The organism is Amycolatopsis alkalitolerans (assembly GCF_006152065.1).
GTDB lineage: Bacteria > Actinomycetota > Actinomycetes > Mycobacteriales > Pseudonocardiaceae > Amycolatopsis_E > Amycolatopsis_E alkalitolerans.
The window spans coordinates 27560-51577 of record NZ_VDFW01000031.1 but is presented as its reverse complement, the minus strand read 5'-3'; the positions used below and the strand labels follow the sequence as shown (position 1 = coordinate 51577).

Genomic DNA, 24018 nt, shown 5'->3' with positions numbered 1-24018 from the left:
TCACCCGAGCCGGAACGGATCGCGCGTGTTGCCCGCGAGATCGACCCAGACGGCCTTCGTGCTGGTGTACTCGCGCACCGCGTCGACGCCGCTCTCACGGCCCCAGCCGCTGTGCCCGCTGCCGCCGAAGGGCACGTTCGGCGCGACCATCCGGTAGGCGTTGATCCACACGTTGCCCGCGCGCAGCCGGTGCGCGACGCGGTGGGCCCGGCGCACGTCGGTGGTCCAGACCCCCGCGCCGAGACCGAACCGGGTCGAGTTGGCGATGGTCACCGCCTCGTCCTCGCCGGTGAAGCGCAGCACCGAAAGCACAGGCCCGAAAATCTCCTCCTGGGCGATCTCCATGTCCGCGCGCACGCCGGTGACGATGGTCGGCTGGTAGAACAGCCCGCCAAGGACGGGATCGCCCGCGCCTCCGTACGCAATGCGGGCACCGTCGGCGAGCGCGCGCTCGACGAAGCCCGCCACGGTCTTCCACTGGTTCTCGTTGGCCATGGGGCCCATCTCGCTCGCCGCGTCGAGCGGGTCACCGAGCTTGATCTCGCGGGCCCGCGCGACCAGCCGGTCCGTCAGCTCTTCGTGCACGTCCTCGTGCACCACGAGCCGGGAACCGGCGACGCAGGTCTGGCCGGAGGCGGCGAAGATCCCGGCGATGACCCCGTTGACGGCGGCGTCGAGATCGGCGTCCGGGAAGACCACCTGCGCCGACTTCCCGCCCAGTTCCAGCGTCGTGCGGGCCAGATGCGCGGCCGCGCCCTGCGCGACCTTGACGCCCACCTCCGGCGAGCCGGTGAACGCGACCTGGGCCACCCCGGGATGCGCGACCAGCGCGCGCCCCAGTCCGGCGCTCCGCCCGGTCACCACGTTCAGCACCCCGGGCGGGAACCCGGCCTCCGCGACCCGCTCGGCCAGCGCCAGCGCGGTGACCGGGGTGTACTCCGAGGGCTTGACCACGAGTGCGCACCCGGCCGCCAGCAGCGGGGCGAACTTCCACATCAGCAGCGACAGCGGCGAGTTCCACGGCACGATCGCCCCGACCACGCCGACCGGCTCGTGCCGGGTGTAGATGAAGAAGTCCGGGTTCTGCGCGGGGATCACCTCGCCCTGCAGCTTGTCGGCCACCCCGGCGAAGTACCGCAGCCACTCCGGCAGTGCCGCGGTCTGGCCCGAGGTCTCGCGGATCAGCTTGCCGTTGTCCGTGCTTTCCAGCACGGCGAGGTCGGCCGCGTCCCGTTCGAGGATGCCGGCGAGCCGCCGCATCAGCCGGGCCCGCTCGAATCCCGTGGCCCTGCCCCACTCGCCGTCCATCGCCGAGGTCGCCGCCGCCACCGCGCGGTCGACGTCCTCGGCGCCGGCGTCGGGGACGCTGGCCCACGCCTGCCCGGTGAAGGGGTTCGCGGTGTCGAACCTGGCGCCACCGGCTGCCTCACACCACTGGCCCCCGATATGCAGCTGGTAACGTTTCACGCCTCGTTCCGTCCTTCGGCGGTGTTCAGATGCGACTGGGACTCCCGGACCGCCGGCAGCGGGCCGGTGGCGGCGAAGTAGCGCTGCCCGGCGACCAGCAGCTCCTCGGCCGGGAACCGGGTGATCACCTCGCAGCCGTCGGCGGTGACGACGAGCTCCTCCTCGATCCGCGCCGCCGACCAGCCGTCCTTCGCCGGCCAGTACGTCTCGAGCGCGAACACGTTGCCTTCCTCGATCACCTCGGGGTTGTCCAGCGAGGTCAGCCGCGAGAAGATCGGCTTCTCCCACACCGAGATCCCGACCCCGTGGCCGTACTGGAGCGCGAACGCCGCTTCCTCGTTGTCGAAACCGAACTCCTGCGCCTTCGGCCAGAGCGACACGATGTCCGCGGTCGTCACCCCGGGCTTCACCGCCGCGAGCGAGACGTCCATGATCTCCCGCGCGCGCTGGTAGGCGTCGCGCATCGCGGGGGAGGCGCTGCCCACGGCGAAGGTGCGGTAGTAGCAGGTCTGGTAGCCCAGATAGGTGTGCACGATGTCGAAGTACGCCGGGTCGCCGGGGCGCATCATGCGGTCGGAGTACAGGTGCGGATGCGGGTTGCACCGCTCGCCGGAGATCGCGTTGATCCCGGAGACGAACTCGGAACCGTTGTCGTACAGCAGTTTCGAGACCAGCCCGACGGTCTCGTTCTCCTTCATCCCCGGTTTGAGCGCCCGGTAGAGCTCCTCGTAGGCGTAGTCGGCCAGACCGCACGCGTGGGTCAGCAGCGAGATCTCGTCGCGGGTCTTCACCCGCCGTGCTTCGAGGAAGACCTGCTGCCCGTCCTGGACGTCGATGCCCTCGGCCCGCAGCGCGCGGTGCACCGGCAGTTCGATGAAGTCGACGCCGACCGGCTCCTTGTCGAGCCCGCGCGCCCGCAGCTCGGCGGCGACCTTCTCGGCGACGGACTCGGCGCGCCCGGCACCGGGGTGGATCGCGCCGCGCAGCGTGGAGATCCCGGCGCGGGAGCGGGAGGTGCCGTCGGAGTCGGTGAGCCACGGGTTGTAGAGCTGGTGGTGCTTGGCCGCGGAGCCGAAGTCCCACACGATCGGCTCGGCGCCGCGCATCAGCAGCGCGAAGCGGACCATCTTGTCGATGCCCCACGTGCCGATGTGCGTCGCGGTCATATACCGGATGTTGTAGAAGTCGAACGCGAGCAGCGCGCCGAACTCCGAGTCCTCCAGGTGCCGCTTCAACCGGTCCAGCCGCTCGGTGCGCAGCCGGTCCATGTCGATGCGCGCCTCCCAGTCGACGTTGGTGCTGCCGTAGGTGGCGATACCCATCCGTGTCCCTCCTTGTGTGTTTACTGCGCTGCCGCCAGCGGGGCGGGCTGCCAGCCGCCGCCCACGCGGGCATCGGCCAGCCGCTCGCTGCGGGCGGCACGGTCGAACAGGGCGTCCCGGTGCGCGGCGGCCAGCCGGCACGCCCGCTTGGACAGGTCGCCGGTGAGGGCGCCGTGGCGTTTGACCACCACACCGGCGACCAGGATCGTGTCGACGAGGCCGGGGTGCGCGGCGTAGACGAGCTGGCCGACCGGGTTGTTCAGCGGGGCCAGCGAAAGCGTGTCGCCGCGGACGAGCAGGATGTCCGCCTGCTTGCCCGGGGTCAGCGAGCCGACCCTGTCCGCGAGGCCGAGCACCCGCGCGCCGTCGATGGTCGCGAACGCGAGCACGTCGCGTGAGCACAACGAAACCGCGGGACGGTCGCTCGCCCCGGGCTCGGAGTTGTCGATCGCCCGCTGCGTGGCGAGCGTGACGCGCATCGTGCCCCACAGATGCCCGCCGTTGGACACGCACGTGTCGATCGACAGGCCGGGCCGGATGCCGGCGGCGAGCAGCCGGCCGGTCGCGGGCCAGCCGTGGCCCATCTGCATCTCGATGTCCGGGGCGATCGACGCGCTCCCGCCGGACTCGGCGATCAGGCGAAGCTCGTCGTCGCCGAGGGTGTTGCAGTGCACGTAGGTGATGTCGGGCCCCAGCAGGTTCCGCCCGGCCATCGCCCGGATCGGCCCGCTGCGCCCCCATTCGCCGTCCCCGGCGTGGAGAGTGACCGGCAGCGCGAGCTCGCGGGCGAGGGCGAGATCGGATCCGGTGATGTCGAGGGTCGCGAACTGCGGCCCGCGCAGCGCCATCGCCATGGTCACCAGCCCGTCGTCGGACGAGAAGTACTGCTCCCGCACGCGCCGCACGTCCTCGTCGTGGGGGACGTGGCTGGGCACCTGGTACATGTCCGCGCCGCCGCCGTGCGCGAACACCGCGCGGATCCCGGAGTCCTTCAGCGCGCCCACCGCCGCGTCGCTCTGCTCGGCGTGGTTGACGTTGTGGGACCAGTCGAGCAGCGTGGTGATCCCGCTGTCGAGGGCTTCGACGGCACCGGCGAAGTTGCCGGCGTAGGTGTCCTCCGTGGTGAAGAACCCACTCAGGCCCAGGTGCAGCCCGGTCATGTACTGCCCGAGCGTCCAGTCCGCCGCGATCCCGCGCAGGAACGCCTGCCAGGTGTGGCGGTGGGTGTCGACGAGGCCGGGCATCACGATCGTCCCGGTCGCGTCGATGACCTCCGCGTCCACCTCGCCCAGATCCGGGCCGACCGCGCGGATGGTGCCGTCCTCCACGAGCACGTCACCGTGGGCCAGGTCCCCGATCCCGGGGTCCATCGAGACGATGGTGCCGTTCTTGATGAGACGTCGCTGTGTCATCGTTCGCCCTTTCCGAGTATGTCGATCACCGTCTTGCCGGCCGCGGTCAGTCCATTGTGGATATTCTCGAGCGGCAGTACCCGCGTCACGATCTCCTCTCGCAGGTCCCGCCGGGCCAGCAGGTCCACCGCCATGGGCAGGTCGCGGCGGCACGCGTGCGCGCTGGAGGTGATGACGTCCACTTCGGACACCACCGCGGCGCGCACGTCGAACTCGACCGGCCGGCCTGGCAGCCCCACCGCGACGACCCGGCCGCCCGGTGCGGTGGCGCGCGTCGCCAGGCGCAGGCCCGAGGTCGAGCCGGAGGTCTCGAACACCGTCCGGAACCCGTTGCCCGACAGCGTGTCCGCGTCCCGGCCGACGAGTTCCGCCGTCGCCGCGCCGAGCCGCCGCGCGGCGGCCAGCCGTTCGGGATCCAGATCGGCCACGTGCACGGCGAGCCCGCGGTCGGCGGCGGCCGCGACCAGGAGTGCGCCGATGCCCCCGGCGCCCAGGACGAGGACCTCGCTGCGATCCGGCGCCTGCGCCCGGTCGAGCGCGTGCATCGCGATCGCGACGGGCTGGGCGAGCACCGCGTTGCCGTCCGGGCAGCCGCCGGGCACGGCGACGCACATCTCGGCGGGCACGGTGACGTACTCGGCCATCCCGCCGTGCGTGCTCAGCCCGTAGGTGAAGTAGCGCCGGCACAGGTTCGTCCGTCCCGCGCGGCACGCGGAACACTCGCCGCACCACTGCCCGGCGCCCGCGACGACGCGGTCGCCTTCGGAGAACCCGCCACCCGCGCGGCACACCGTGCCCATGAACTCGTGCCCGATGATCGTCGGCCCGCCGTGCCCCGACCACGGGTGCGGGGCGCGCAGCGGGGTCATCGGGCCGCCGTGGGCGTATTCGTGCGCGTCCGTCCCGCAGAGCCCGCACCGGTGCACCGCGATCGTGAGCTCACCGTCGCCGGGTTCGCGGGGGCCTGCCGCGTCTTCGACCCGGAGGTCACCGGCGCCGTACAGCACGGCCGCCTTCATCGCTTCGCTCCTTCCCCGTTCGCCGCCGCGACGATCAGTTCGGCCGCTTCGCGGTCCGCCCGCCCGGTCGCGCAGACCGCCGTGAGCAGGTCCCGCGCATAACGCCCGGCCACCGCCTTGCCGTCGCTGCGCTCGACCGCGTACGAGACGTCCTTGAGCAACTGCGCGGCGCTCGCCCACACCTCCTCCGGCGGGGTCAGCGCGAACGGCGCCCGGTAGCGCAGCATCGGGGACGCGACGACGCTGTCGAGCATCACGTCCGTCGCTTGTGGACGGTCGATGCCGAACGCCTCGGCGAGGGCGAGCCCTTCGCCCCAGGCGACCTCCTGGATCGCGACCTGCAGGTTGATCGCCAGCTTGAGGGCCAGCGCGCAGCCGTTCACCTCGCCGACGTGCCGCACCGAGCGGCCGAGTCCGGCCAGCACGGGGCGGGCGCGCTCGAAGGCGGCCGCCGGCCCGCCCGCCATGATCATCAACTGCCCGCTTTCGGCCGCGTCGAGGCTGCCCGAAACCGGAGTGTCGAGCATCGCCGCGCCGGTCCGGCCGACCGCGGCGGCGATCTCGGCGCTCACCTCCGGTTCGACGGTGCTCGCGTCGGCCACCACCTGCCGCGAGGTCAGCCCCGCGACGAACCCGTCTGGTCCGAGCGCGACCTCCCGCAGCGCGGCGGAATCCCACACCATGCACACGAGCACGTCGCTTTCCAGCGCCACCGCGCGCGGGCTCGCCCGGGGGAGCACGCCGTGCACGCGCAGCGCCTCGGTACGCTCCGGTGTCCGGTTCCAGGCGTGCACCGGATGCCCGAGTCCGGCGAGGCGGCGCGCGAACCGCGAGCCCATCGCCCCGGTCCCGATGATCCCGACGGATTCAGCCACGGCCGGCCTCCTTCGCGTTCGCCAGTACCTGGTCGACGAACTCCGGGCAGGTGCCCAGATAGGACTCGGGGACCAGCAGCCGGCCCAGCTCCCCGGCGTCCATTTCGGACCGTACCCGCTCGTTCTCGAGCAGGATGTCCTTCAGCGTGCGCCCCGAGTCCCACGCTTGCATAGCGGCCTGGTACACGATTTCGTGCGCTTCGGCCTTGCCGAGGGTCGCGGCGAGGCGCATCATCGCCGCTTCCGAGAGCATCAGGTCGCCCAGCTGGTGCAGGTTCCGGCGGATGTTCTCCGGATGCACGACGAGCCCGTCCAGCAGTGCCGTCGTGCGCTGGAGCAGGCCGGCGGTGAGGATGAACGTCTCCGGCACCGCGGTCCATTCGACACCCCACATGGACATGTCCCGCTCGTGTTCCTGGACCATCGCGGCGAGCATCCCGGCCGGGGCCTGCCGCGCCAGGATCGCGTTGGACAGCACGAACTCGGCGAACATCGGGTTGCGCTTGTGGGGCATCGTGCTGCTGCCGACCTTGCCGAGCCCGAACGGCTCCTCGAGTTCGGCCACCTCGGTGCGCTGCAGCACGCGGATCTCGTTCGCGATCTTCCCGCAGGTCGCCGAGATCATCGACAGCGCGCAGGTCAGCTCGGCGAACCCGTCGCGGCTGGTGTGCCACGCGATCTCGGGGGTGCCCAGGCCCAGCTCACCGGCCATCCGCGCGAGCAGCTCCGGCCCGTGCGGGCCGAACGAGGCCATCGAGCCGACGGCCCCGCCCAGTTGCACGACGAGCACCCGCGGCCGCAGCTGGGCGAGCCGTTCGAGGTGCCGCCCGGTCTCGGCGATCAGGACGGCGAACTTGAACCCGAGGGTGATGGGCAGCGCGTGCTGGGCGTGGGTGCGCCCGACCATCGGCAGGTCCCGGTACCGCTCGGCGAGCACGGTCAGCGCGGCGATCAGGCCGCGCAGGAACTCCTCGGTGAGATCGAGCGCCGCGCGGGACTGGAGCACGAGCCCGGTGTCGGTGATGTCCTGGGTGGTCGCGCCGTAGTGCACCCAGGCGCCGGCCGCCCCGCTGCGCTCGGCGAGCACACGGATCACCGGCACCAGCGGGTGCGCGGTCCGTTCGATCTCGGCGGCGACGGTGCCGAGATCGAACCCGGCGGCGGACGCGCTCGCGGCGATCTGGTCCGCCGCGTGCACCGGGATCAGCCCCAGGCCCGCCTGCGCTCTGGCGAGCCCGACCTCGGCGTCGAGCCACGACTGGATCATGGCCTGGTCGGTGAACACCGCCCTGACCTCCGGCGAGGCGAACAGCGTCCCCAGCGCGCGCGAGTCGGTGAGGTGCGCTGCCGGTACCTCAGGTGTCACGATGTCCTTCTCCTTGGTGTCGGTTGAACAGTCAGATCCGGTCGGCGACGGTCCGGTCCCGGCCGTACAGCGCGGTCACGGCGACGATCACCGCGCCGAGCACGGCCTGCTGCGCGGCCGAGGTCAGCGACAGCCCGATCAGCAGCGTCGTCAGCGCGACGAGCGTCATCGAGCCGAGCACCGTGCGACCCGCGCCACCCCGCCCGCCGAGCAGCGAGGTGCCGCCGATGACGACCGCGGCGATGCTCTGGAACAGGTACGGGTCGCCGACGGTGAACAGGCCCGCACCGGTGAACCCGGTGAGCAGCAGCCCGGACAGTGCCGCGAGCGCACCGCTGACCGCGAAGCACAGGGTCGTGACCCGGCGCTCGCCGACGAGCATCAGCCGGGCGGCCTCCCGGTTCGCGCCGAGCATCTGGATCTGCCGGCCCGGCCGCGTGCGCAGGAGGAACACCTGCGCGGCGGCCGCGAGCACGAGCCAGGTGAGCACCACCGGGGCCAGCGGCACCGGGCCGACGCCCGAGGCAGCCGAGGTGAACCCGGTCAGCCACGCCGGGGCGCTGCCGGTCAGCGTCGCGTTTGTCCACAGCAGGATCAGCCCGCCGACGACGGATCCGGTGGCGAGCGTGACCACCAGCGGCGGGAGCCGCCACAACCCGGTCACCAGGCCGTTGACCGCGCCGGCGACCGCGCCGAGGCCGAGCACCACGAGGATCACCACCGGTGAGGCGATGCCCTGGCCCGCGAGCCGCGCGGCGAGCACGTTGCCCGCGCCGATCAGCGCGGGCACCGACAGGTCGATCCCGCCGATGAGGATCACGAACGTCTGCCCGATCGCGGCGATCCCGAGGAAGGACGCGATCACCAGCATCGCCCGCACCGACGACGGATCGGCGAAGCCCGGTACGACGAGCATGCCCACGGCGTACACCGCGAGCACGGTCGCGAGCTGCACCGGCCCCCTGCTCAGCGCTTGCCTCATCGCGGCACCTCCACGGGACGGGCGGTCAGCCGCGAGCCGACCGAGGAGTTGAGGCAGATCGCCCCGAGCAGCACCAGGCCGTAGACCACCTGGATCCACAGCGAGGACACCCGGGCGCCGGAGAGCAGGGTCTGGATGAGAAACAGCGCGACCGCGCCGAGCACCGGGCCGGTCATGGTGCCCCGCCCGCCCGAAAGCGGGTTGCCGCCGAGCGCGACCGCGGCGATGGCGGCGAGCGTGTACTGCCGCCCGGCCGCGGGATCGCCGGACGCGATCAGGACGGTGAGCGCCAGCCCCGCGAGCGCAGCGAAGAATCCGCCGGTGGCGTAAGCCAGGCACAGCACCCGCGGCACCCGCACCCCGGAGGTGAAGGCGGCGCGGTCTTCGCTGCCCGTGGCGAGGATCAGGTTCACCGCGCCGAGGCGGCGCAGCACCAGCCAGACGGCGACCGCGACCAGGACGAACACCACCGGGAGCGGAAGGAACCCGCCGAGCCAGGCGCCCGACAGCGTCCCGATCCACGACGGGACCCCGCTCGCGGGCTGCGGCAGCACGACGAGCGCGACCCCGCTGAACACGAGGTAGCCGCCGAGGGTGACGACCACCGGCTGCAGCCGCAGGCGTGCCACGAGCAGGCCGTTGACCAGCCCGATCACGGAGCCCAGCGCCAGCAGGAGCGGGATCGCCACTAACGCGTCGCCGAGCCCGTAGGGCAGCAGCAGCCCGACGAGGAACACGTTGACCAGGCCGAGGGCGGGGCCCACGGACAGGTCGATCCCGCCGCGCCCGGACATGACAGACGGCACGCTCGCCATCGCGGCGAGCACCGAGGGCACGAGCAGTTTGACGGTGCCGGGCAGTTGCCCCGGCCCGAGCATCTCCGGTGTGATGGCGAGGTTGACCACCAGCAGGACGAGCACGAGGCCGACGACGATCGCCATCGGCGACCTTCGCGCGCGAACCAGCCATTCGCTCATGACACGCTCCTTCCGCCCGCGCCGAAGTACGCCGACACGAGGGCTTCACCCGTGAGGTCCGCGCCGGCCAGTTCGGCCGACAGAGAGCCGTCGTGGAAGACCAGCACCCGGTCCATCAGGTGCACCAGTTCGCCGACCTCGCTGGAGAGCATCACCACCGCGGCGCCCTGCGCGGCCAGATCCCGGAACACCTGGTACAGCTCGTGTTTGGTCTTCTGGTCGACCCCGCGTGCCGGGTCGTTGAGCAGGATCACGCGGGGCGCGGCCGCGAGCCAGCGTGCGATGATCACCTTCTGCTGGTTGCCGCCGGACAGGCGCCCGATCGACTCCTGCCTGCCCGGCACGAAGTTCACCGTCCGCGCGTCCTGGCGGAACCGCTTGCGCGTGCGGCCCGGGCGCACCAGCCCGAGCCGCTGGTCACGGCGCAGTGTGGGCAGCCCGTAGTTGTCGAGGACACCCAGCACGTCCGCCATGCCTTCGACCTTGCGGTCCCTGGGCACGTACACGACGCCGCGGGCGACGGCGCGGCGGTAACCGCGCACGCCGGAGCCGTGCACCCGGATCTCGCCCTCGCGGACGCGGTGCAGCCCGGCGATCGCCTTGATCAGCTCGTCCTGGCCGTGCCCCTCCAGCCCGGCCAGACCGACCACCTCGCCCGCGCGGATCCGGGCGCCGAACGGTGCCGAAGCCGGGCGCAGCCGGACGCCGGTGAGTTCGACGGCGACTTCGCCGGGGCTCGCCGCGCGCTCGAGCCGCGGCGGCGTCGCGGCCTCCTGCCCGGAGATGAGCCGGATCAGCTCGCGCCCGTCGGTCTCGCCGCGGCCGCGGGTACCGACGACCTCGCCCGAGCGCAGGGCGACGAACCGGTCGGCCACGGTGAGCACCTCGTCCATCCGGTGTGAGATGAACAGGCAGGCCATCCCCTCTCCGGTGCGCCGGCGTAGTTCGCCGAACAGCCGCTGCTGGAGCGTGACGTCCAGCGTCGAGGTGGATTCGTCGAGCACGAGGAGTTTCGGCTCCCGCAGCAGAGCACGGACGATCACGCAGATCTGTTGCTGCATCAGTGAAAGCGCGCCCGCCGGCTGGTCGAGGCCGGCCGGCCGGCCGGCGAGCGCCGTCCAGGCACGCGTGGCCAGCTCGCGCCGCCTTCGCAGGGCCGCCCGCGAGCGGACCGCGCTTCCGTTGCCCAGCCACAGGTTGTCCAGCACCGAACAGTCGCGTGCGCACAGGATCTCCTGGAACACCGTGACGATCCCGGCGTCCAGCGCGGCCCGGGGCGAGCGCAACCGGGTGGGTTCGCCCGCGACCAGGATTTCCCCGCCGTCCGGCCGCAGCACCCCGGACAGCAGCTTCACGAGCGTGCTCTTGCCGGAGCCGTTCTCGCCGAGCAGCGCGACGACCTCACCGGGCGCGAGGTGGAAACTGCCGTCGGACACGGCTTTCGTGGCACCGAACCGCTTGCTCAGCGACCGGGCTTCGACCACGGGTGCCACTCGGGTCGTGGGCGGCTGCGGGGCGGTGGTTGGAATGCTTTCCATCCGTGGGCCTCTCATGGCAGCGGCGGCAGTGGCTTGGGGCTGGTGAAGTAGGCGCCCAGCTCGTCGGCGGGGAAGAACGGGGTGCCCGGCGGGGCCGGGGCCTGGTCGGCCGAGGACGCCGTCCAGCCGGGCTGGATCCAGTTGTCCAAAGTGGCCTTTCCGGTGACCAGCGGCGGGTTGGCGACGATCGCGTCGTACTTGGGACCCTGACCCTGCAGGGTCGCGATCGCCACCCGCAGCGCAGCGTCGATGCTTTGCTGCGGCGGGATGGTCGAGGCGGCGTAGGAGCCGGGCAGCTCCTGGCGCAGCTTGATCAGCGAGCCCTGATCCGGGTTGGCGTCGCCGACCGGGACGGCCTGGCGCCCGGTCTGCTGCAGGGCCTGCAGGATCGCGCTGGTCATGCCGCCGCTGTTCACGACCGCGGCGAGCTTACCGGGGTGGGTGGAAAGGTACTGGAGGGTAACGGTTTTCGCGGTCGGCTCGCTCCACTGGCCCTCGAGCCGGCCGGCGATCTTGATGTTCGGGCAGCGGGCGAACCCGGCCTCGTAGCCCTTGGCGAGCGCTTCGCTCGCGGGTGCGCCGTTGATCCCGTTGACGACCAGGACGTCACCCTTGCCGCCGGCCAGTTTCGCGACCTCGGCCGAGAGCATCGCGCCGGTGAGGAAGTAGTTGGTGTCGACGTTGATGGCGTAGGGGGAGGTGACGTGTGAGGCCAGCGTGATGAACGGGATACCGGCGTCGTAGGCCTGCTTGATCACGCCGTTGAAGGCCGTCGGCGAGCCCGGGATCGCGATGATCGCGTCCACGTGCTGGTTGATCATGCTGGTGATCTGCTGGATCTGCAGGTTGTTGTCCAGGTTGGAGTTCGTCGCCCGCAGCTGCGAGACCAGCCCGGCCTGCTGGTAGGTGGCGGCGTCGGCGTTCAGCCGCGCGAGCGCGTTGCCGCGCCAGGAGTTGGCGGAGAACGAGTCGCTGTAGCCGATCGTGTAAGGACCGGGTTTCGCCGCGAACTTCGCGTAGGCGGAATTGTTGACGGGCTGGAAGTAGCCGTTGTACCCGGCCTTGATGCCGGCGGGCAAAGTGGACAGGTCGGCCGAGCCGCCGGGTGGCGTGTTCGCGACGGTGCCGCAGTCGCCGCCTGGTTGCCCGGCCGCGCCGGTCGTTTTCCCCGCGCATCCGGCGAGCAGCCCGCCGCCCAGCAGGACGGTGGCGAAGAGGGCTCCGGCGCGGGCTCGGGATGTGCGTCGTTGCATATCGGTCTCCGCTTGGGTTGGGAAGGTTTCCAAAACCTGTTCTGGAGTCTCACTGCCGGCCGTCGGCATGTCAAGGGTGATCCGATACCGAGTTGTAACGCGTCTATCACGCTGGAAACGAGTTCCATGGAATAACGTTTCCAACATGGCCACCTTGAAGGACGTCGCGCAGCGGACCGGACTGGGGCTCGGCACCGTCTCGCGCGCGCTGAGCGGGCATCCGAACGTGCGCCCGGAGACGCGGCGCAAAGTGCAGGAAGCGGCGCGTGAGCTCGGCTACTCGTCCAACGGCCTCGCCAGGGCGTTGCGACGGAACAGAAGCTATTCGGTCGGTTTGATCCTGCCGGACCTGGAAAACGAGTTCTACACGACCGCGGCTTCGGTGGTGCAGCGGTTGCTGCGCGACGAGGGCTACCGGCTGCTGGTCTCGTGCAACAACAACTCGTCCGAAGTGGACGCCGAACTGCTGCGGTCGCTGATGGAAAGCCGAGTGGACGGGATCGTGCACGCCCCGTGCACCCCGGAAGGCGCCGATCTCGTGCGCGCGGCGGATCCGCGGGTGCCGGTCGTGGAATACGCGCGCCGGTCTTCCGCGCGCGGGGTGGACAGCGTGATCGGGGACGACGAGCGCGGCGCCGCCGAGGTGGTGCGGCATCTGGTGGACCTGGGGCACCGGAGGATCGCCATGGTCGCCGGGCCGCCGGAGCTGAGCACGACCGCGGATCGCGTGCGGGGGTTCCACGACGCGTGCGCCCGGTTCGGTCTGCCGAAACGTGGCTGCCCCGTGCTCCACGGCCCGTCGTACGACGCGCGGTGGGGCGAAGCCGCGACACGGCAGATCCTCGACCGCCATCCCGGTGTCACCGCGATCTTCATCTCCGGCTCTCGCGGTGCGCTCGGCGCGCTGAAGGCGGTGCGGGACCGGCATGTTTCCGTGCCCCGGGATCTTTCCCTGGTCGGGTTCCTCGGCCCGGAGCTGCTCGACGTGGCGAACCCGCCGCTGACCCGGTACGTGCTGCCGCTGGAGGAGATGAGCACGATGACGGCCCGGCTGCTGCTGGACCGCATCCAGCACCCGCGCGAGCAGGCGGCGGCGGAACCGAACGTGATGCGGTTCGAAGGCAAGCTGATGGTGCGCGAGTCCACCGCGCCACCGCGGGAACACGAGCTGCCGCGGTCCGGAGGAAGCTAGGTGCCGGTCTGGAACACCTCCGGGTGCTTGGCGAGCTCGACGCGGGTGCGCCGGATGTGCAGTTCCAGGATGCGTTCCGCCGACGCGTGGTCGCCGTCGCGCAGGGTCTCGATCAGCAGGCGGTGCTCGGCGCCGATGATCCAGCTGCGCCGGGCGAGGGTGAGCCGGCTGAAGGCGCGGCGGTAGTGCTGGGTGGTGTCCCACAGCCGCGCCACGATCGACGCCAGCTCGTCCGCCTGGTGATGCCGGTAGGTGGCCCAGTGCAGTTCGCGGTCGAGTACCAGGAACTCCCCGACATCCCGTGTCCGCTCGATCCGGTCCTGCAGCTCGCCGAGTCCTTCGATGTCCTTTTCGGACAGTCCTGGCGCGGATTCGGCCAGCAGCAGGGGTTCCAGGCGCTCGCGGATCTGGTAGCTCAGCTCGCATTCGCGCATGTCCATCCGCGTGACCCAGGCGCCCTGGTTCGCGCGCAGGGTCACCAGCCCGCGCGACTGCAGGATCCGCAGCGCCTCGCGGACCGGCAGCCGGCTCGTCCGCAGCTCTTCGGCGAGTTCGTCCTGGATGATCCGGGTGCCGGGGGCGAGCCGCCCGGACAGGATCCGGTCGCGCAGTTCCTCGGCGATGCGCTGGCTCGCCACGGTCGAGGGCAGGTCGGCCACGGTCCTCCTTTACGGGTTCAGGCAAAAGCCGTCGGGTCGCGGTCGAACGCCTTGCCGTCCGGGTAGGACACTAGCTCACACTGCAGCCCCCACGGTGACAGGAAGTAGACCCACCGCTGCCCTTCGTGCGGGCCCTTGCTGGCGGTCGGCTCGCCGAGCACGCGCAGGCCGCGGCGGCGCAGGTCGGCCACCGCGGCGTCGAGGTCGTCGACGTAGAACGCGAGATGGTGGCCGCCGATGTCGCTGTTGCGGGGCGGTTCGCGGCGCTGGTCCGGCGCCTCGTACTCGAACACCTCCAGGATCGCCTTGCCGCCGAGCCGGTAGAAGTGCAGCCGCGGGACGACCGTGCGCGGGTCGACGTTGAGGTGCTCGTTCATCCAGTCGCCGGCGTCGTCGCGCAGGGGCCCGAGCGTGTACAGGTACTCGCAGCCGAGCACGTCGACGAAGAATTCGCGGGCCTCGTCGAGGTCGGGGACGGTGATCCCGACGTGGTCGACGCGGGTGAGTCCGGGGATCGGCACTGAACCTCCAATGGATCCAATTAGCTTGCGTTCGACGCGTTAGACGCGCATAGTACGGGATGATAGTCGCCAGATGGATCCATTTGGTCAAGAGATCTTCTTCGAGGAGCATCGATGCCCACCCGTGAGAACCTGGTCCCTGCCGCCGATTGGGCGCAGCTGGCCGCCTCGGCCGGCGACTGGGACGCCGCGGATCCGGACCTGCTGGTGCGCATGCTCGGCCTGGCGATGTGGATCCGCTCGTTCGAGGAGTACGTGCTCGAACTCGCGGGGCAGGGCCTCATCCACGGCCCGGCGCATTCGAGCATCGGCCAGGAGGGCGGCGCGGTGGGTTCGATCCTGCCGCTGCGCAGCGACGACTACGTCAACGGCTCGCACCGCGGCCACCACCAGTTCCTCGCGAAGGCGTTCGGGCACGTGATGCCCGCCAAGTCCGGGGTGCTGCCGGAACTGGACGACGGCGTGCGCACGGTGCTGCGGCGAACGCTGGCCGAGATCTGCGGGCTGGCCGAGGGGTACTGCCGCGGCCGCGGCGGTTCCATGCACCTGCGCTGGCGCGAGGCCGGGGCGATGGGGACCAACGCGATCGTCGGTGGCGGGGTGCCGCAGGCCGCGGGGTTCGCGTTCAACCAGAGCCGCGCGGGCACCGACGCGGTCACCGTGACCTACTTCGGCGACGGCGCGGTGAACATCGGGTCGGTGCTGGAGACGTTCAACCTCGCCGCGGCCTGGCGGCTGCCGCTGTGCTTCTTCATCGAGAACAACCAGTACGCGGTGTCGACCTCGGTCGCCGAAGCGACCGCCGAACCGCGGCTTTCCGCCCGGGGCCTGGGTTTCGGGATCCCGAGCTGGCGGGTGGACGGGATGGATCCACTCGCGGTGAACCTCGCGATGAACGAAGCGCTGGACCATATGCGCGCCGGACACGGCCCGACGATCATCGAGGCCGACCTCTACCGCTACTTCCACCAGAACGGGCCGTACCCGGGCAGTGCCTTCGGCTACCGCGACAAGGCCGAAGAGCAGGCCTGGCGCGACCGTGACCCGGTGGACCAGCTGCGTGCCCACGTGGTCCGGCGCGGGCTCGCCTCGGCCGAGGACGTCGGCGCGGCGCACGATGAGGTGGTCCGGGTGCTGCACGAGATCGGCGAAACGTTCCTCGAACCGCTGCCCGGCGGCAAGCCCGGCCAGCGGCGGATCATCGAAAGTGCCTGGCCTGACACGGATTTCGTGGACGTGGGCGTCCGCGGTGACCTGAGTGAGCTGGCCGGCAGCCGGTACGAGGAGGCGGACACGTTCTCCGGGGAGCTGGCCGACCGGCGGTTCATCGATGTGGCGAGCGACGTGCTCGGCCGCAGGATGGAGACCGACGAACGGGTCGTCGTGCTCGGCGAGGACGTGCACCGGCTCAAGGGCGGCACGAACGGTGTCACGCGGCGGGCCATCGAGGTCGCGCCCGGCCGCGTGCTCGGCACCCCGATCAGTGAAAACGCTTTCGCGGGACTGGGCGGCGGGATGGCGCTCGACGGGCGGTTCCGCCCGGTCGTGGAGTTCATGTACGCCGACTTCATGTGGGTCGCCGCCGACCAGCTGTTCAACCAGATCGCCAAGGCACGGCACATGTTCGGCGGTGAAAGCCCGGTCCCGTTCGTGCTGCGCAGCAAGCTCGCGGCCGGTACCGGCTACGGCTCGCAGCACACGATGGACCCCGCCGGGATCCTCACCACTGCGGCGGGGCTCCGGGTGGTGGCGCCGTCGACCCCGTTCGACTACGTCGGCCTGATGAACACCGCGCTCGCCTGTGCGGACCCGGTCGTCGTCCTCGAACACGTCGACCTCTACACCTCGACCGGGACCGCGCCGGTGTCCGATCTGGACTACCGGATCCCGGTGGGGAAGGCGGCGCTGCGCCGGGAGGGCACCGACCTCACGGTGATCTCGTACCTGTCGATGGTCGGGCACAGCCTCGAAGCGCTCGACCAGGTGCCCGAGGTGTCGGCCGACGTGATCGACCTGCGCTGGCTCGACCGCGCGAGCCTCGACTGGGACACGATCGAGCGCAGCGTCCAGAAGACCAACCGGGTGCTGATCGTCGAGCAGGGCGCGATCGGCACGTCCTACGGCGCGCGCCTGGCCGACGAGATCCAGCGCCGGCTGTTCGACTGGCTGGACGCGCCCGTCGAGCGGGTCACCGGTGGCGAGGCCTCGCCGAGCATCAGCAAGGTGCTCGAGCGCGCGGCGATCGCGCGCACCGAAGAAGTCGTCACCGCCCTGCGCCGTTTCGTCTGAGCCTTAAGGAGTTCCCACCATGGCGACGCTGCTGCGTATGCCCGAAGTCGCGGCCGGCGCGACCGAAGCCGTCCTGTCCGAATGGCTGGTGAAGGAGAACGCCCCGTTCAGGGCGGGCGAGCCGATCGCGGTGATCGAGACCGACAAGGCCTCGGTGGAGATCGCCGCCGAGACCGGTGCGCGGATCCTGCGCACCCTCGTGCCGGGTGGAACCTCGGTCGGGGTCGGTTCCCCCGTGGCGCTGCTGGGCGCCGACGGGGAGGACGAGTCCGATGTGGACCGGCTGCTCGCCGAACTCGGGGTCGGCAGCGCGCCCACCCCGGCCCCGCCGCGGCGCGAAGTCCCCGGGCCCACCGCGCCGTCGACGCGGGTCTTCATCAGCCCGCTCGCCAGGAAGCTGCTGAAAGAGGCGGGGCTGACCCCCGAACAGGTCGAGGGCACCGGGCCGAACGGGCGCATCATCCGCCGCGACGTGGAGGAAGCCATCGCGCGGGCCGGGCGCGAGGCCCCGGAAACGCCCCAGCCCCGGGTGGAACCCGTGGTGGAAACCGGTTTCGAGGAGATCCCGCACTCCCGGCCGCGCCGGGCGATCGCGCGGCGGCTGACCGAGAGCAAGCAGACGATCCCGCATTTCTACGTCCGGCGCACTGCCCGTGTGGACGAGTTGCTGGCGCTTCGCGCGCGGCTCAACGAGATCTCGCCGCACAAGATCTCCGTCAACGACCTCGTGCTGCGCGCGGTGGCCGTGGCGCACCAGGAGGTGCCGGAGGCCAACGTGAGCTGGACGGACGACGCGCTGCGCCGGTTCTCCTCGGTCGATATCGGGGTCGCGATCGCGGGGGAGCGCGGGCTGGTGACGCCGGTGCTGCGCGGGGTGGAGAAGACGTCGGTGAGCGCGATCGCTTCGCAGGTCAAGACCTTCGCGCGGCAGGCGGGCGAGGGCGGGCTCCGGCAGACCGACCTGGAAGGTGGCTCGATCAGCGTCACCAACCTCGGGATGTTCGGCGTCGAGGAGTTCTCCGCGATCATCAACCCGCCCCAGTCCGCGATCCTCGCCGTGGGCGCGGCGGTCCCGGCACCGGTGGTGACCGGCGGCGCCGTCGAGGTCGCGACCCAGCTGACACTCGTGCTCTCGGTGGACCACCGCGCGATCGACGGTGCGCTCGCCGCCCGCTGGATGGCCGCCCTCGTCCGCGCGCTGGAGGAGCCGTTGCGCTTGGTCGCTTAGCGCGGCGCGGCGGTGGAGCCGCGCACCACGAGGTGCAGCGGGAGCGACACGGTCTTCGCCGGCTCGCCGGGGCGGTCGAGCTGGTCGAGCAGGAGGCGGGCGGCCTCGGCGCCCAGGCGGTGATGCGGAACGTGCACGGTGGTGAGCGGCGGGACGAGCTGGTCCACGAACCGCATGTCGTTGAACCCGATCAGCGACACGTCTTCGGGGCAGCGAAGCCCGCGCTCCCGCAGCACCTGCAGCGCGCCCAGCGCGATCATGTCGTTCCCGGCGAGGATCGCGGTGACGCCGGGATGTTCGTCGAGCAAGCGCCGCGCCGCGGCCGCGCCCGCGTCGTCGCTGTAGGCGTCGCAGTCGACCACCGGTGACCCGGCGGGCGCGGACTGGCGGAAGGCGCGTGCCCGCACCACCCCGGTCGACATCGCCGGCGGCCCGGACAGATGCGCGAGCCGCTCGTGGCCGAGCCCGGTGAGATACCCGACCGCGGCGGCGACCCCGGCCGCGTCGTCCCCGGTGACCACCGGGAACAGCGGATCGTCGGTCGAGCGGTTCACCAGCACGACCGGGATGCCCTGCTCGTGCGCCCGGACCACGAGCGGGTCCTCGCGCCGCGCGGTGGCGATGAGGAACCCGTCCACGCGCCGCGACAGCAGCGTGTCGAACCGGGCTTCGGCACGATCCGGATCGTTGTCCGTGTTGGCGAGCAGCGCGGTGTAGCCGCTCGGGCCCAGCGCGTCTTCGATCCCCCGGACGATCAGCGGGAACAGGGGGTTGGTGAGGTCCGGGATGAGCACGCCGACGGTCGCCGACCGGTTCGTGGAGAGGCTGCGGGCCACGGCGTTGGGCTGGTAGTTCAGCCGTTTCGCGGCCTGGAGCACGCGGCGCGCGGTCGCGGCGTTGACCTGCCCGCTCGTGCGCTGGTTCAGCGCGCGCGAAGCGGTCGCCTTGTGCACTCCGGCGAGCTTCGCGACGTCGGCGATCGTCGGCGGTTTGTCCATGGCGCCAGGATACGCAACCGGTCGCAGAATCGCGGCGCGCCACGCGTTGACAAGTGGGGGAACAAGGTCCACGCTGGGGCTGCAACCGGTTGCGGTATGCAGAGCGAGGAGGACTTCACATGAGCTACCGTGCCACCGAACGCCCGCGCATCGGGTGGATCGGCGCCGGCCGGATGGGCTTCCAGCTGGCCGCGCGGCTGCTGGCAGCCGGTCACGACGTCGCCGTGTACAACCGGACCCGGGCCAAGGCCGAGCCGCTCGTCGAGCGTGGTGCGTCCATTGTGGACACCCCGGCGGATTTGGCGGACCGCGATGTCGTGTTCGTGATGGTCTCCGCTTCCGCGGACCTCGCGGCGGTCACCACCGGCCCGGACGGCCTGCTGACCGCGGACGCCGCGCCCGGCCTGATCATCGATTCGTCCACGGTGTCCACCGAGGCTTCGGTGCAGGCACGGGCCGCGGCCACCGAACGCGGCGCGGACTTCCTGGCCGCACCGGTCAGCGGTAACCCGAAGGTGGTCGCCGCCGGCAAGCTGACGCTCGCCGTTTCCGGGCCGCGCGAGTCGTTCGACGCGGTCCGCCCGCTGCTGGAGCTGCTGGGCCGCGGCGTGACCTACGTCGGCGAGGGCGAGGTCGCCCGGCTGGTCAAGATCGCGCACAACGTGTTCCTCGGCGTGGTGACCCAGTCGCTGGCGGAGATCACCGTGCTGGCCGAGAAGGGCGGGGTGAGCCGCGAGGCGTTCCTGGAGTTCCTCAACAGCTCGGTGCTGGGCTCGGTGTTCAGCCGGTACAAGACCCCCGCGCTGGTCAACCTCGACTTCGCCCCGACGTTCACGATGCCGTTGCTGCGCAAGGACTTCGACCTCGGCCTCGGCGCGGCGCGCGAGCTGGAGGCGCCGATGCCGATCGCGTCGGCCACCGCGCAGCTGGTCGCCGAGGCGATCGGCGCGGGCTCGCGGGAGAACGACTTCGCCGAGCTGATCCTGGAGCAGGCGCGCCGGTCGGGGCTCGAGCTGAAGCCGGAGAACGCCAAGATCGACGACGGCCTGGAGGCCTGACGTGACGACCACTGTGGACGCTCGCCCACTGCCCGCGCCCGGGCACGGCGCGGTCGATTTCGAGCAGCGGGTGGACTTCGGCCGGCTGCGCGACTACCGTCTCGCCCGCGCGCGGGCGGCGCTCCAGGCGAGCGAATGCGGGGCCTTCCTGCTGTTCGACTTCTACAACATCCGGTACGTGACGCAGACCTGGATCGGCGGCGCGCTGGGCGACAAGATGACCCGGTACGCGCTGCTGACCCGCGGGGGCGAGCCCGTGCTGTGGGACTTCGGGTCCGCGGCGAAGCACCACCAGCTGTACTCGCCGTGGCTGCTGCCGGAGAACTCGCGCGCGGGCATGCTGGGGCTGCGCGGGGCGATCGCGCCGAGCGCCGGCCTGATGGAATCCGCCGTGCGCGAGATCAAGGGCATGCTCACCGACGCCGGCCTGGCCGGTCAGCCGGTCGGCGTGGACATCGTCGAGCCGCCGTTCCTGTTCGAGATGCAGCGCCAGGGGCTGCGGGTGCTCGACGCGCAGCAGCTGATGCTCGACGCGCGGCAGATCAAGTCGTCCGACGAGATCACCCTGCTCACCCAGGCGGCCGCCATGGTCGACGGGGTCTACCAGGACATCGTGGAGGCGCTCAAACCGGGCATCCGCGAGAACGAGATCGTCGCGCTGGCGAACAAACGGCTCTACGAGATGGGCTCGGACCAGGTCGAGGCGATCAACGCGGTGTCGGGGGAGCGGTGCAACCCGCATCCGCACAACTTCTCCGACCGCCTCATCCGGCCCGGCGACCAGGCGTTCTTCGATATCATCCAGTCCTACAACGGGTACCGGACATGCTACTACCGCACGTTCAGCGTGGGCAGCGCGACCCCGTCCCAGCGTGACGCCTACACCAGGGCCCGCGAGTGGATGGACGCGGCGATCGCCACGGTCGGGCCCGGCGTCGGCACCGACGACGTCGCGCGGGTGTGGCCCGCGGCCACCGAATTCGGGTTCGCCGGCGAGATGGCGGCGTTCGGCCTGCAGTTCGGCCACGGCCTCGGCCTCGGCCTGCACGAGCGGCCGATCATCTCGCGGCTCAACAGCCTCACCAGCCCGGTCGAGATCGAGCCCGGCATGGTGTTCGCACTCGAGACGTACTGCCCCGCCTCGGACGGGTTCTCCGCGGCCCGCATCGAAGAGGAAGTCGTCATCACCGGGCAGGGCGCCCATGTGATCACCAAGTTCCCGGCGCAGGAACTGTTCATCGCCAACGAATACTGACGGGCACCTGCCGGGCAGCGCATTGTCCGTTGTGGACGGACTGGCCCGCCCCGGATCTCATCCAGAACTGAAAGAAGGTTTCGTGGCTGTCTCGACGAAGAGCGCGGGCACGGTGTACGTCAACGGCCGGATCTGGGCCGGCCGGGGCCTCGAGGTCCCGGCGCTCGCCGTGCGCGACGGCCGGGTGCTCGCGCTCGGGGAACAGGCACGCGAGCTGGCGGGCGCCGAAGTCGTCGATCTGCGGGGCCGCCGGGTGATCCCGGGCCTGATCGACGGGCACCTGCACGCGGCGCGCGCGGGTGCGACCTGGTCGGCCGAGTTGCACTGGACGGGCGTGCCCGACGTCGTCGCCGCGCTCGCGACGATCGAGGCCGCGGCGCGGCAGCGGCGGCCGGGCGAGTGGATCAGGGCGATCGGTGGCTGGCATCCGTGCCAGTTCGCCGAATCGCGCGAACCCACCAGGGCCGAGCTCGACGCGGTCGCCCCGGACCACCCGGTCTACGTCCAGGCGCTCTACGAGTCTGCGGTGCTCAACACCGCCGGGATCCGCGCCACCGGGCTCGACGGCATCGACGGCGACCCGCCGGGCGGGCGGGTCGAACGGGATCCGGTCACCGGCGCGGCGACGGGGCGGATCGAAGGGATGGGCGCGTTCACCCACTGCCTCGACGCGATCGCGCCACCGGGCCCCGTCGAGCAGCGGCGGTCCACCGCGGCGATGTTCGCCGACCTGCACGCGAGCGGGCTCACCGGAATCGTCGATCCGGGCGGGTTCGGGATGGCACCGGAGCGCTACGAACCGCTGTTCTCGTTGTGGCGCGACCGCGAGCTGTCCATGCGGATGCGGCTGTTCCTGTCCGCGGTCGATCCCGGGCAGGAGTACGCGCAGCTGGAGAGCTGGCTCCGGCACGCCCACTCCCGGTTCGGCGACGACATGCTGCAGTTCCTCGGCATCGGCGAAGTCGTCCATTTCGGCTGCCACGATTTCGAAGGGCTCACGGGCTTCGGCATCAGCGAGGAGTCGGCGGCGCAGCTCTACGACATCAGCTACGCGACCGCCGCGCGGGGCTGGCCGATGAACATCCACGCCGTCCTGGACTCCTCGATCGACGTCATCCTCGACTGCTGGGAGGCGGTCGACAAGCTCATCCCGCTGGCGGGCCTGCGGTTCAGCGTGTCGCACGCCGACCGGGTCAGCGCACGCAACCTGCGGCGGCTGCGGGCGCTGGGCGCCGGCGTCGTGCTCGACGATCACCAGGTGTTCAAGGCGGCGGCCTCGGAATCGGTATGGGGCAGGGCGGCCATGGCCACCGTGCCACCGGTCGCCGACGTCCTCGCCGAAGCCATCCCGCTCGCCGCAGGGACCGACGCGAGCCGGGCGTCCTCCTACAGCCCTTGGCTTTCCCTGTGGTGGCTGGTCGCCGGGACCTCGCTCGACGGGGTGCCGCGCCGGAGCAAAGAACACCTGCTTTCGCGGGAGCGAGCGCTGGAGGCCTACACCGAGGGCAGTGCGTGGCTGAGCTTCGAGGAGTCCGACCGGGGGCATCTGCGTCCGGGCGCCAGGGCCGATTTCGCCGTGCTGAGCGAGGACTACTTCTCGGTCCCGGCGGAGCGGATCCCGGCGATCTCCGCGGAGCTGACCGTCGTCGGCGGCCGGGTCGTGCACTCGACCGGAGCCGTCGGCTGATCACCCACGTGTATAACGGTCTATACTGCGGCGGTCAGTCCAGCAGCTGGACGAGAAACCGGTTGTGTTCAGCCTGCCGCGAATAGCCCGCCGGATCGCGGACGCATTCGGGACACCAGTGGCCGCCGAGGAGAATCAGGAACGGGCTGCCGCTGAACACATGCCCGAGCCCGCACCGCCATTTCACCGCCGTCCGGATGTCCTCGGGTGCGGGGGAGAGCAGCTCCCCGCCGCGGAAGGCGGCTGCCGCGGCGAGATCGTGCCCGGTCCACTGTGCCGGGTCCTTGTCCTCGTCGTAACCATGGTCGAGGTAGGTGGGCGTGCGAGGCGGCCGCGGCTCCTCGAAACCGGCCCAGCCACCGATGGCGGCCCACTGCTCGCGCGAGCCGAAGTACGCGTGGACGCGCTCTTCGTCGTGGTCACGCAGCCAGGCCATGGTGCCGCGCGGCCGCGTCGTCAACGGCTTGAGGACGAGCTGTTTGACCAGCCACGGCGGCACCTTCCCGGCCAGCCGCATGGCTTGCGGGGCGGCACGACCTCTTCGGCCAGCAGGTCGATCTGCTCCAGCACGGTCTTGAGCGGGAGGCCGGCGTGGTCGCGGTGAAATCCTCCATCGACGGGCCGTGCCCGTAGACCGGCGCGTTGTCGAAGTACGGGCGGAACTCGTTCCAGGCGTCCTGGGAGCGCCGGCGCATGAACGCCTGGCCGCCGAGCCCGACGATGGCCTGGCCGGCGCGGCCGTGGTACTCGAAACGCTGCCGGTAGAAGTCCACCATCTGCTTCGTGTGCGACATCGGCCAGAAGATGTTGTTGTGGAAGAAGCCGTCGCCGTAGTACGCGGCCTGCTCGGCGATCTCGGGGCCACGTCGCTGACGCTGAAGATTCCGAACTGCACGGCGCCCTCCTGGTGTGCTCCGGTG

The 24018-nt window shown here is 71.2% G+C and carries 20 protein-coding genes and 1 pseudogene; 6 read left to right on the top strand and 15 right to left on the bottom strand.

What is annotated here, in order from left to right; translation table 11 throughout:
- The 10 genes from FG385_RS34490 to FG385_RS27200 are packed head-to-tail and all read right to left on the bottom strand — an operon-like array spanning position 1 to position 12211.
- Positions 1-1467 (bottom strand): aldehyde dehydrogenase, encoded by a 1467-nt coding sequence (locus FG385_RS34490; protein WP_200834676.1) that lies wholly within the window; start codon positions 1465-1467, stop codon positions 1-3.
- Positions 1464-2789: a M24 family metallopeptidase gene (locus FG385_RS34485; protein ID WP_200834675.1), complete on the bottom strand. Its 1326-nt coding sequence runs from the start codon at positions 2787-2789 to the stop codon at positions 1464-1466. Before FG385_RS34485 ends, FG385_RS34490 begins: the two co-directional genes overlap by 4 nt.
- A 20-nt stretch (positions 2790-2809) precedes the next feature.
- Positions 2810-4201, bottom strand: coding sequence for an amidohydrolase family protein (locus tag FG385_RS27235; protein ID WP_139099648.1), 1392 nt, complete (start codon positions 4199-4201; stop codon positions 2810-2812).
- Positions 4198-5220, bottom strand: a complete 1023-nt coding sequence (locus tag FG385_RS27230; RefSeq protein ID WP_139099647.1) for a zinc-dependent alcohol dehydrogenase — start codon at positions 5218-5220, stop codon at positions 4198-4200. Before FG385_RS27230 ends, FG385_RS27235 begins: the two co-directional genes overlap by 4 nt.
- Positions 5217-6095 carry an NAD(P)-dependent oxidoreductase gene (locus tag FG385_RS27225; RefSeq protein ID WP_139099646.1) on the bottom strand — a complete coding sequence of 293 codons (879 nt, stop codon included), beginning with the start codon at positions 6093-6095 and terminating at the stop codon, positions 5217-5219. Before FG385_RS27225 ends, FG385_RS27230 begins: the two co-directional genes overlap by 4 nt.
- On the bottom strand, positions 6088-7461 hold the full coding sequence (gene purB, locus FG385_RS27220) for an adenylosuccinate lyase (protein ID WP_139099645.1): 1374 nt from the start codon (positions 7459-7461) through the stop codon (positions 6088-6090). Before purB ends, FG385_RS27225 begins: the two co-directional genes overlap by 8 nt.
- A 31-nt stretch (positions 7462-7492) precedes the next feature.
- On the bottom strand, positions 7493-8443 hold the full coding sequence (locus FG385_RS27215; protein WP_139099644.1) for an ABC transporter permease: 951 nt from the start codon (positions 8441-8443) through the stop codon (positions 7493-7495).
- Positions 8440-9420 carry an ABC transporter permease gene (locus tag FG385_RS27210; protein ID WP_139099643.1) on the bottom strand — a complete coding sequence of 327 codons (981 nt, stop codon included), beginning with the start codon at positions 9418-9420 and terminating at the stop codon, positions 8440-8442. The genes FG385_RS27215 and FG385_RS27210 overlap by 4 nt, the downstream gene beginning before the upstream one ends.
- A complete protein-coding gene (locus FG385_RS27205; protein WP_160148899.1) occupies positions 9417-10958 on the bottom strand; it encodes a sugar ABC transporter ATP-binding protein in 1542 nt (513 codons plus the stop codon). The genes FG385_RS27210 and FG385_RS27205 overlap by 4 nt, the downstream gene beginning before the upstream one ends.
- Before the next feature lie 11 nt (positions 10959-10969).
- On the bottom strand, positions 10970-12211 hold the full coding sequence (locus FG385_RS27200; protein WP_160148898.1) for a substrate-binding domain-containing protein: 1242 nt from the start codon (positions 12209-12211) through the stop codon (positions 10970-10972).
- Between the two features lie 145 nt (positions 12212-12356).
- Here FG385_RS27200 and FG385_RS27195 point away from each other — a divergent pair, with 145 nt between their 5' ends.
- A complete protein-coding gene (locus tag FG385_RS27195) occupies positions 12357-13403 on the top strand; it encodes a LacI family DNA-binding transcriptional regulator (protein WP_160148897.1) in 1047 nt (348 codons plus the stop codon).
- On the opposite strand, the gene FG385_RS27190 is transcribed toward FG385_RS27195, so the two are convergent.
- Entirely contained in the window at positions 13400-14062 is a 663-nt protein-coding gene (locus FG385_RS27190) for a GntR family transcriptional regulator (RefSeq protein ID WP_139099639.1), read from the bottom strand. The genes FG385_RS27195 and FG385_RS27190 overlap by 4 nt on opposite strands.
- Before the next feature lie 17 nt (positions 14063-14079).
- The gene (locus tag FG385_RS27185; RefSeq protein ID WP_139099638.1) at positions 14080-14583 is read right to left on the bottom strand and encodes a VOC family protein; all 504 of its coding nucleotides are present in this window, start codon (positions 14581-14583) and stop codon (positions 14080-14082) included.
- Positions 14584-14697: 114 nt separating this feature from the next.
- Here FG385_RS27185 and FG385_RS27180 point away from each other — a divergent pair, with 114 nt between their 5' ends.
- Together FG385_RS27180 and FG385_RS27175 are read left to right on the top strand one after the other, a co-directional pair.
- Positions 14698-16872 (top strand): alpha-ketoacid dehydrogenase subunit alpha/beta, encoded by a 2175-nt coding sequence (locus FG385_RS27180; protein ID WP_139099637.1) that lies wholly within the window; start codon positions 14698-14700, stop codon positions 16870-16872.
- 19 nt (positions 16873-16891) lie between these two features.
- Positions 16892-18100 carry a dihydrolipoamide acetyltransferase family protein gene (locus FG385_RS27175; RefSeq protein ID WP_139099636.1) on the top strand — a complete coding sequence of 403 codons (1209 nt, stop codon included), beginning with the start codon at positions 16892-16894 and terminating at the stop codon, positions 18098-18100.
- Here FG385_RS27175 and FG385_RS27170 read toward each other — a convergent pair.
- A complete protein-coding gene (locus FG385_RS27170) occupies positions 18097-19098 on the bottom strand; it encodes a LacI family DNA-binding transcriptional regulator (RefSeq protein WP_139099635.1) in 1002 nt (333 codons plus the stop codon). The genes FG385_RS27175 and FG385_RS27170 overlap by 4 nt on opposite strands.
- 119 nt (positions 19099-19217) lie before the next feature.
- Here FG385_RS27170 and FG385_RS27165 point away from each other — a divergent pair, with 119 nt between their 5' ends.
- From FG385_RS27165 to FG385_RS27155, 3 genes are all read left to right on the top strand, one after another.
- Positions 19218-20156: an NAD(P)-dependent oxidoreductase gene (locus FG385_RS27165; protein ID WP_139099634.1), complete on the top strand. Its 939-nt coding sequence runs from the start codon at positions 19218-19220 to the stop codon at positions 20154-20156.
- 1 nt (position 20157) lies between these two features.
- Positions 20158-21411 (top strand): M24 family metallopeptidase, encoded by a 1254-nt coding sequence (locus FG385_RS27160; RefSeq protein ID WP_139099633.1) that lies wholly within the window; start codon positions 20158-20160, stop codon positions 21409-21411.
- 82 nt (positions 21412-21493) lie between these two features.
- Positions 21494-23098: an amidohydrolase gene (locus FG385_RS27155; RefSeq protein WP_160148896.1), complete on the top strand. Its 1605-nt coding sequence runs from the start codon at positions 21494-21496 to the stop codon at positions 23096-23098.
- A 34-nt stretch (positions 23099-23132) separates the two neighbouring features.
- On the opposite strand, the gene FG385_RS27150 is transcribed toward FG385_RS27155, so the two are convergent.
- Together FG385_RS27150 and FG385_RS35060 are read right to left on the bottom strand one after the other, a co-directional pair.
- Positions 23133-23615 carry a hypothetical protein gene (locus tag FG385_RS27150; RefSeq protein ID WP_200834674.1) on the bottom strand — a complete coding sequence of 161 codons (483 nt, stop codon included), beginning with the start codon at positions 23613-23615 and terminating at the stop codon, positions 23133-23135.
- An 11-nt stretch (positions 23616-23626) separates the two neighbouring features.
- Positions 23627-23964, bottom strand: a pseudogene (locus tag FG385_RS35060) (LLM class flavin-dependent oxidoreductase); the annotation flags it as partial.
- Positions 23965-24018: the final 54 nt, after the last annotated feature.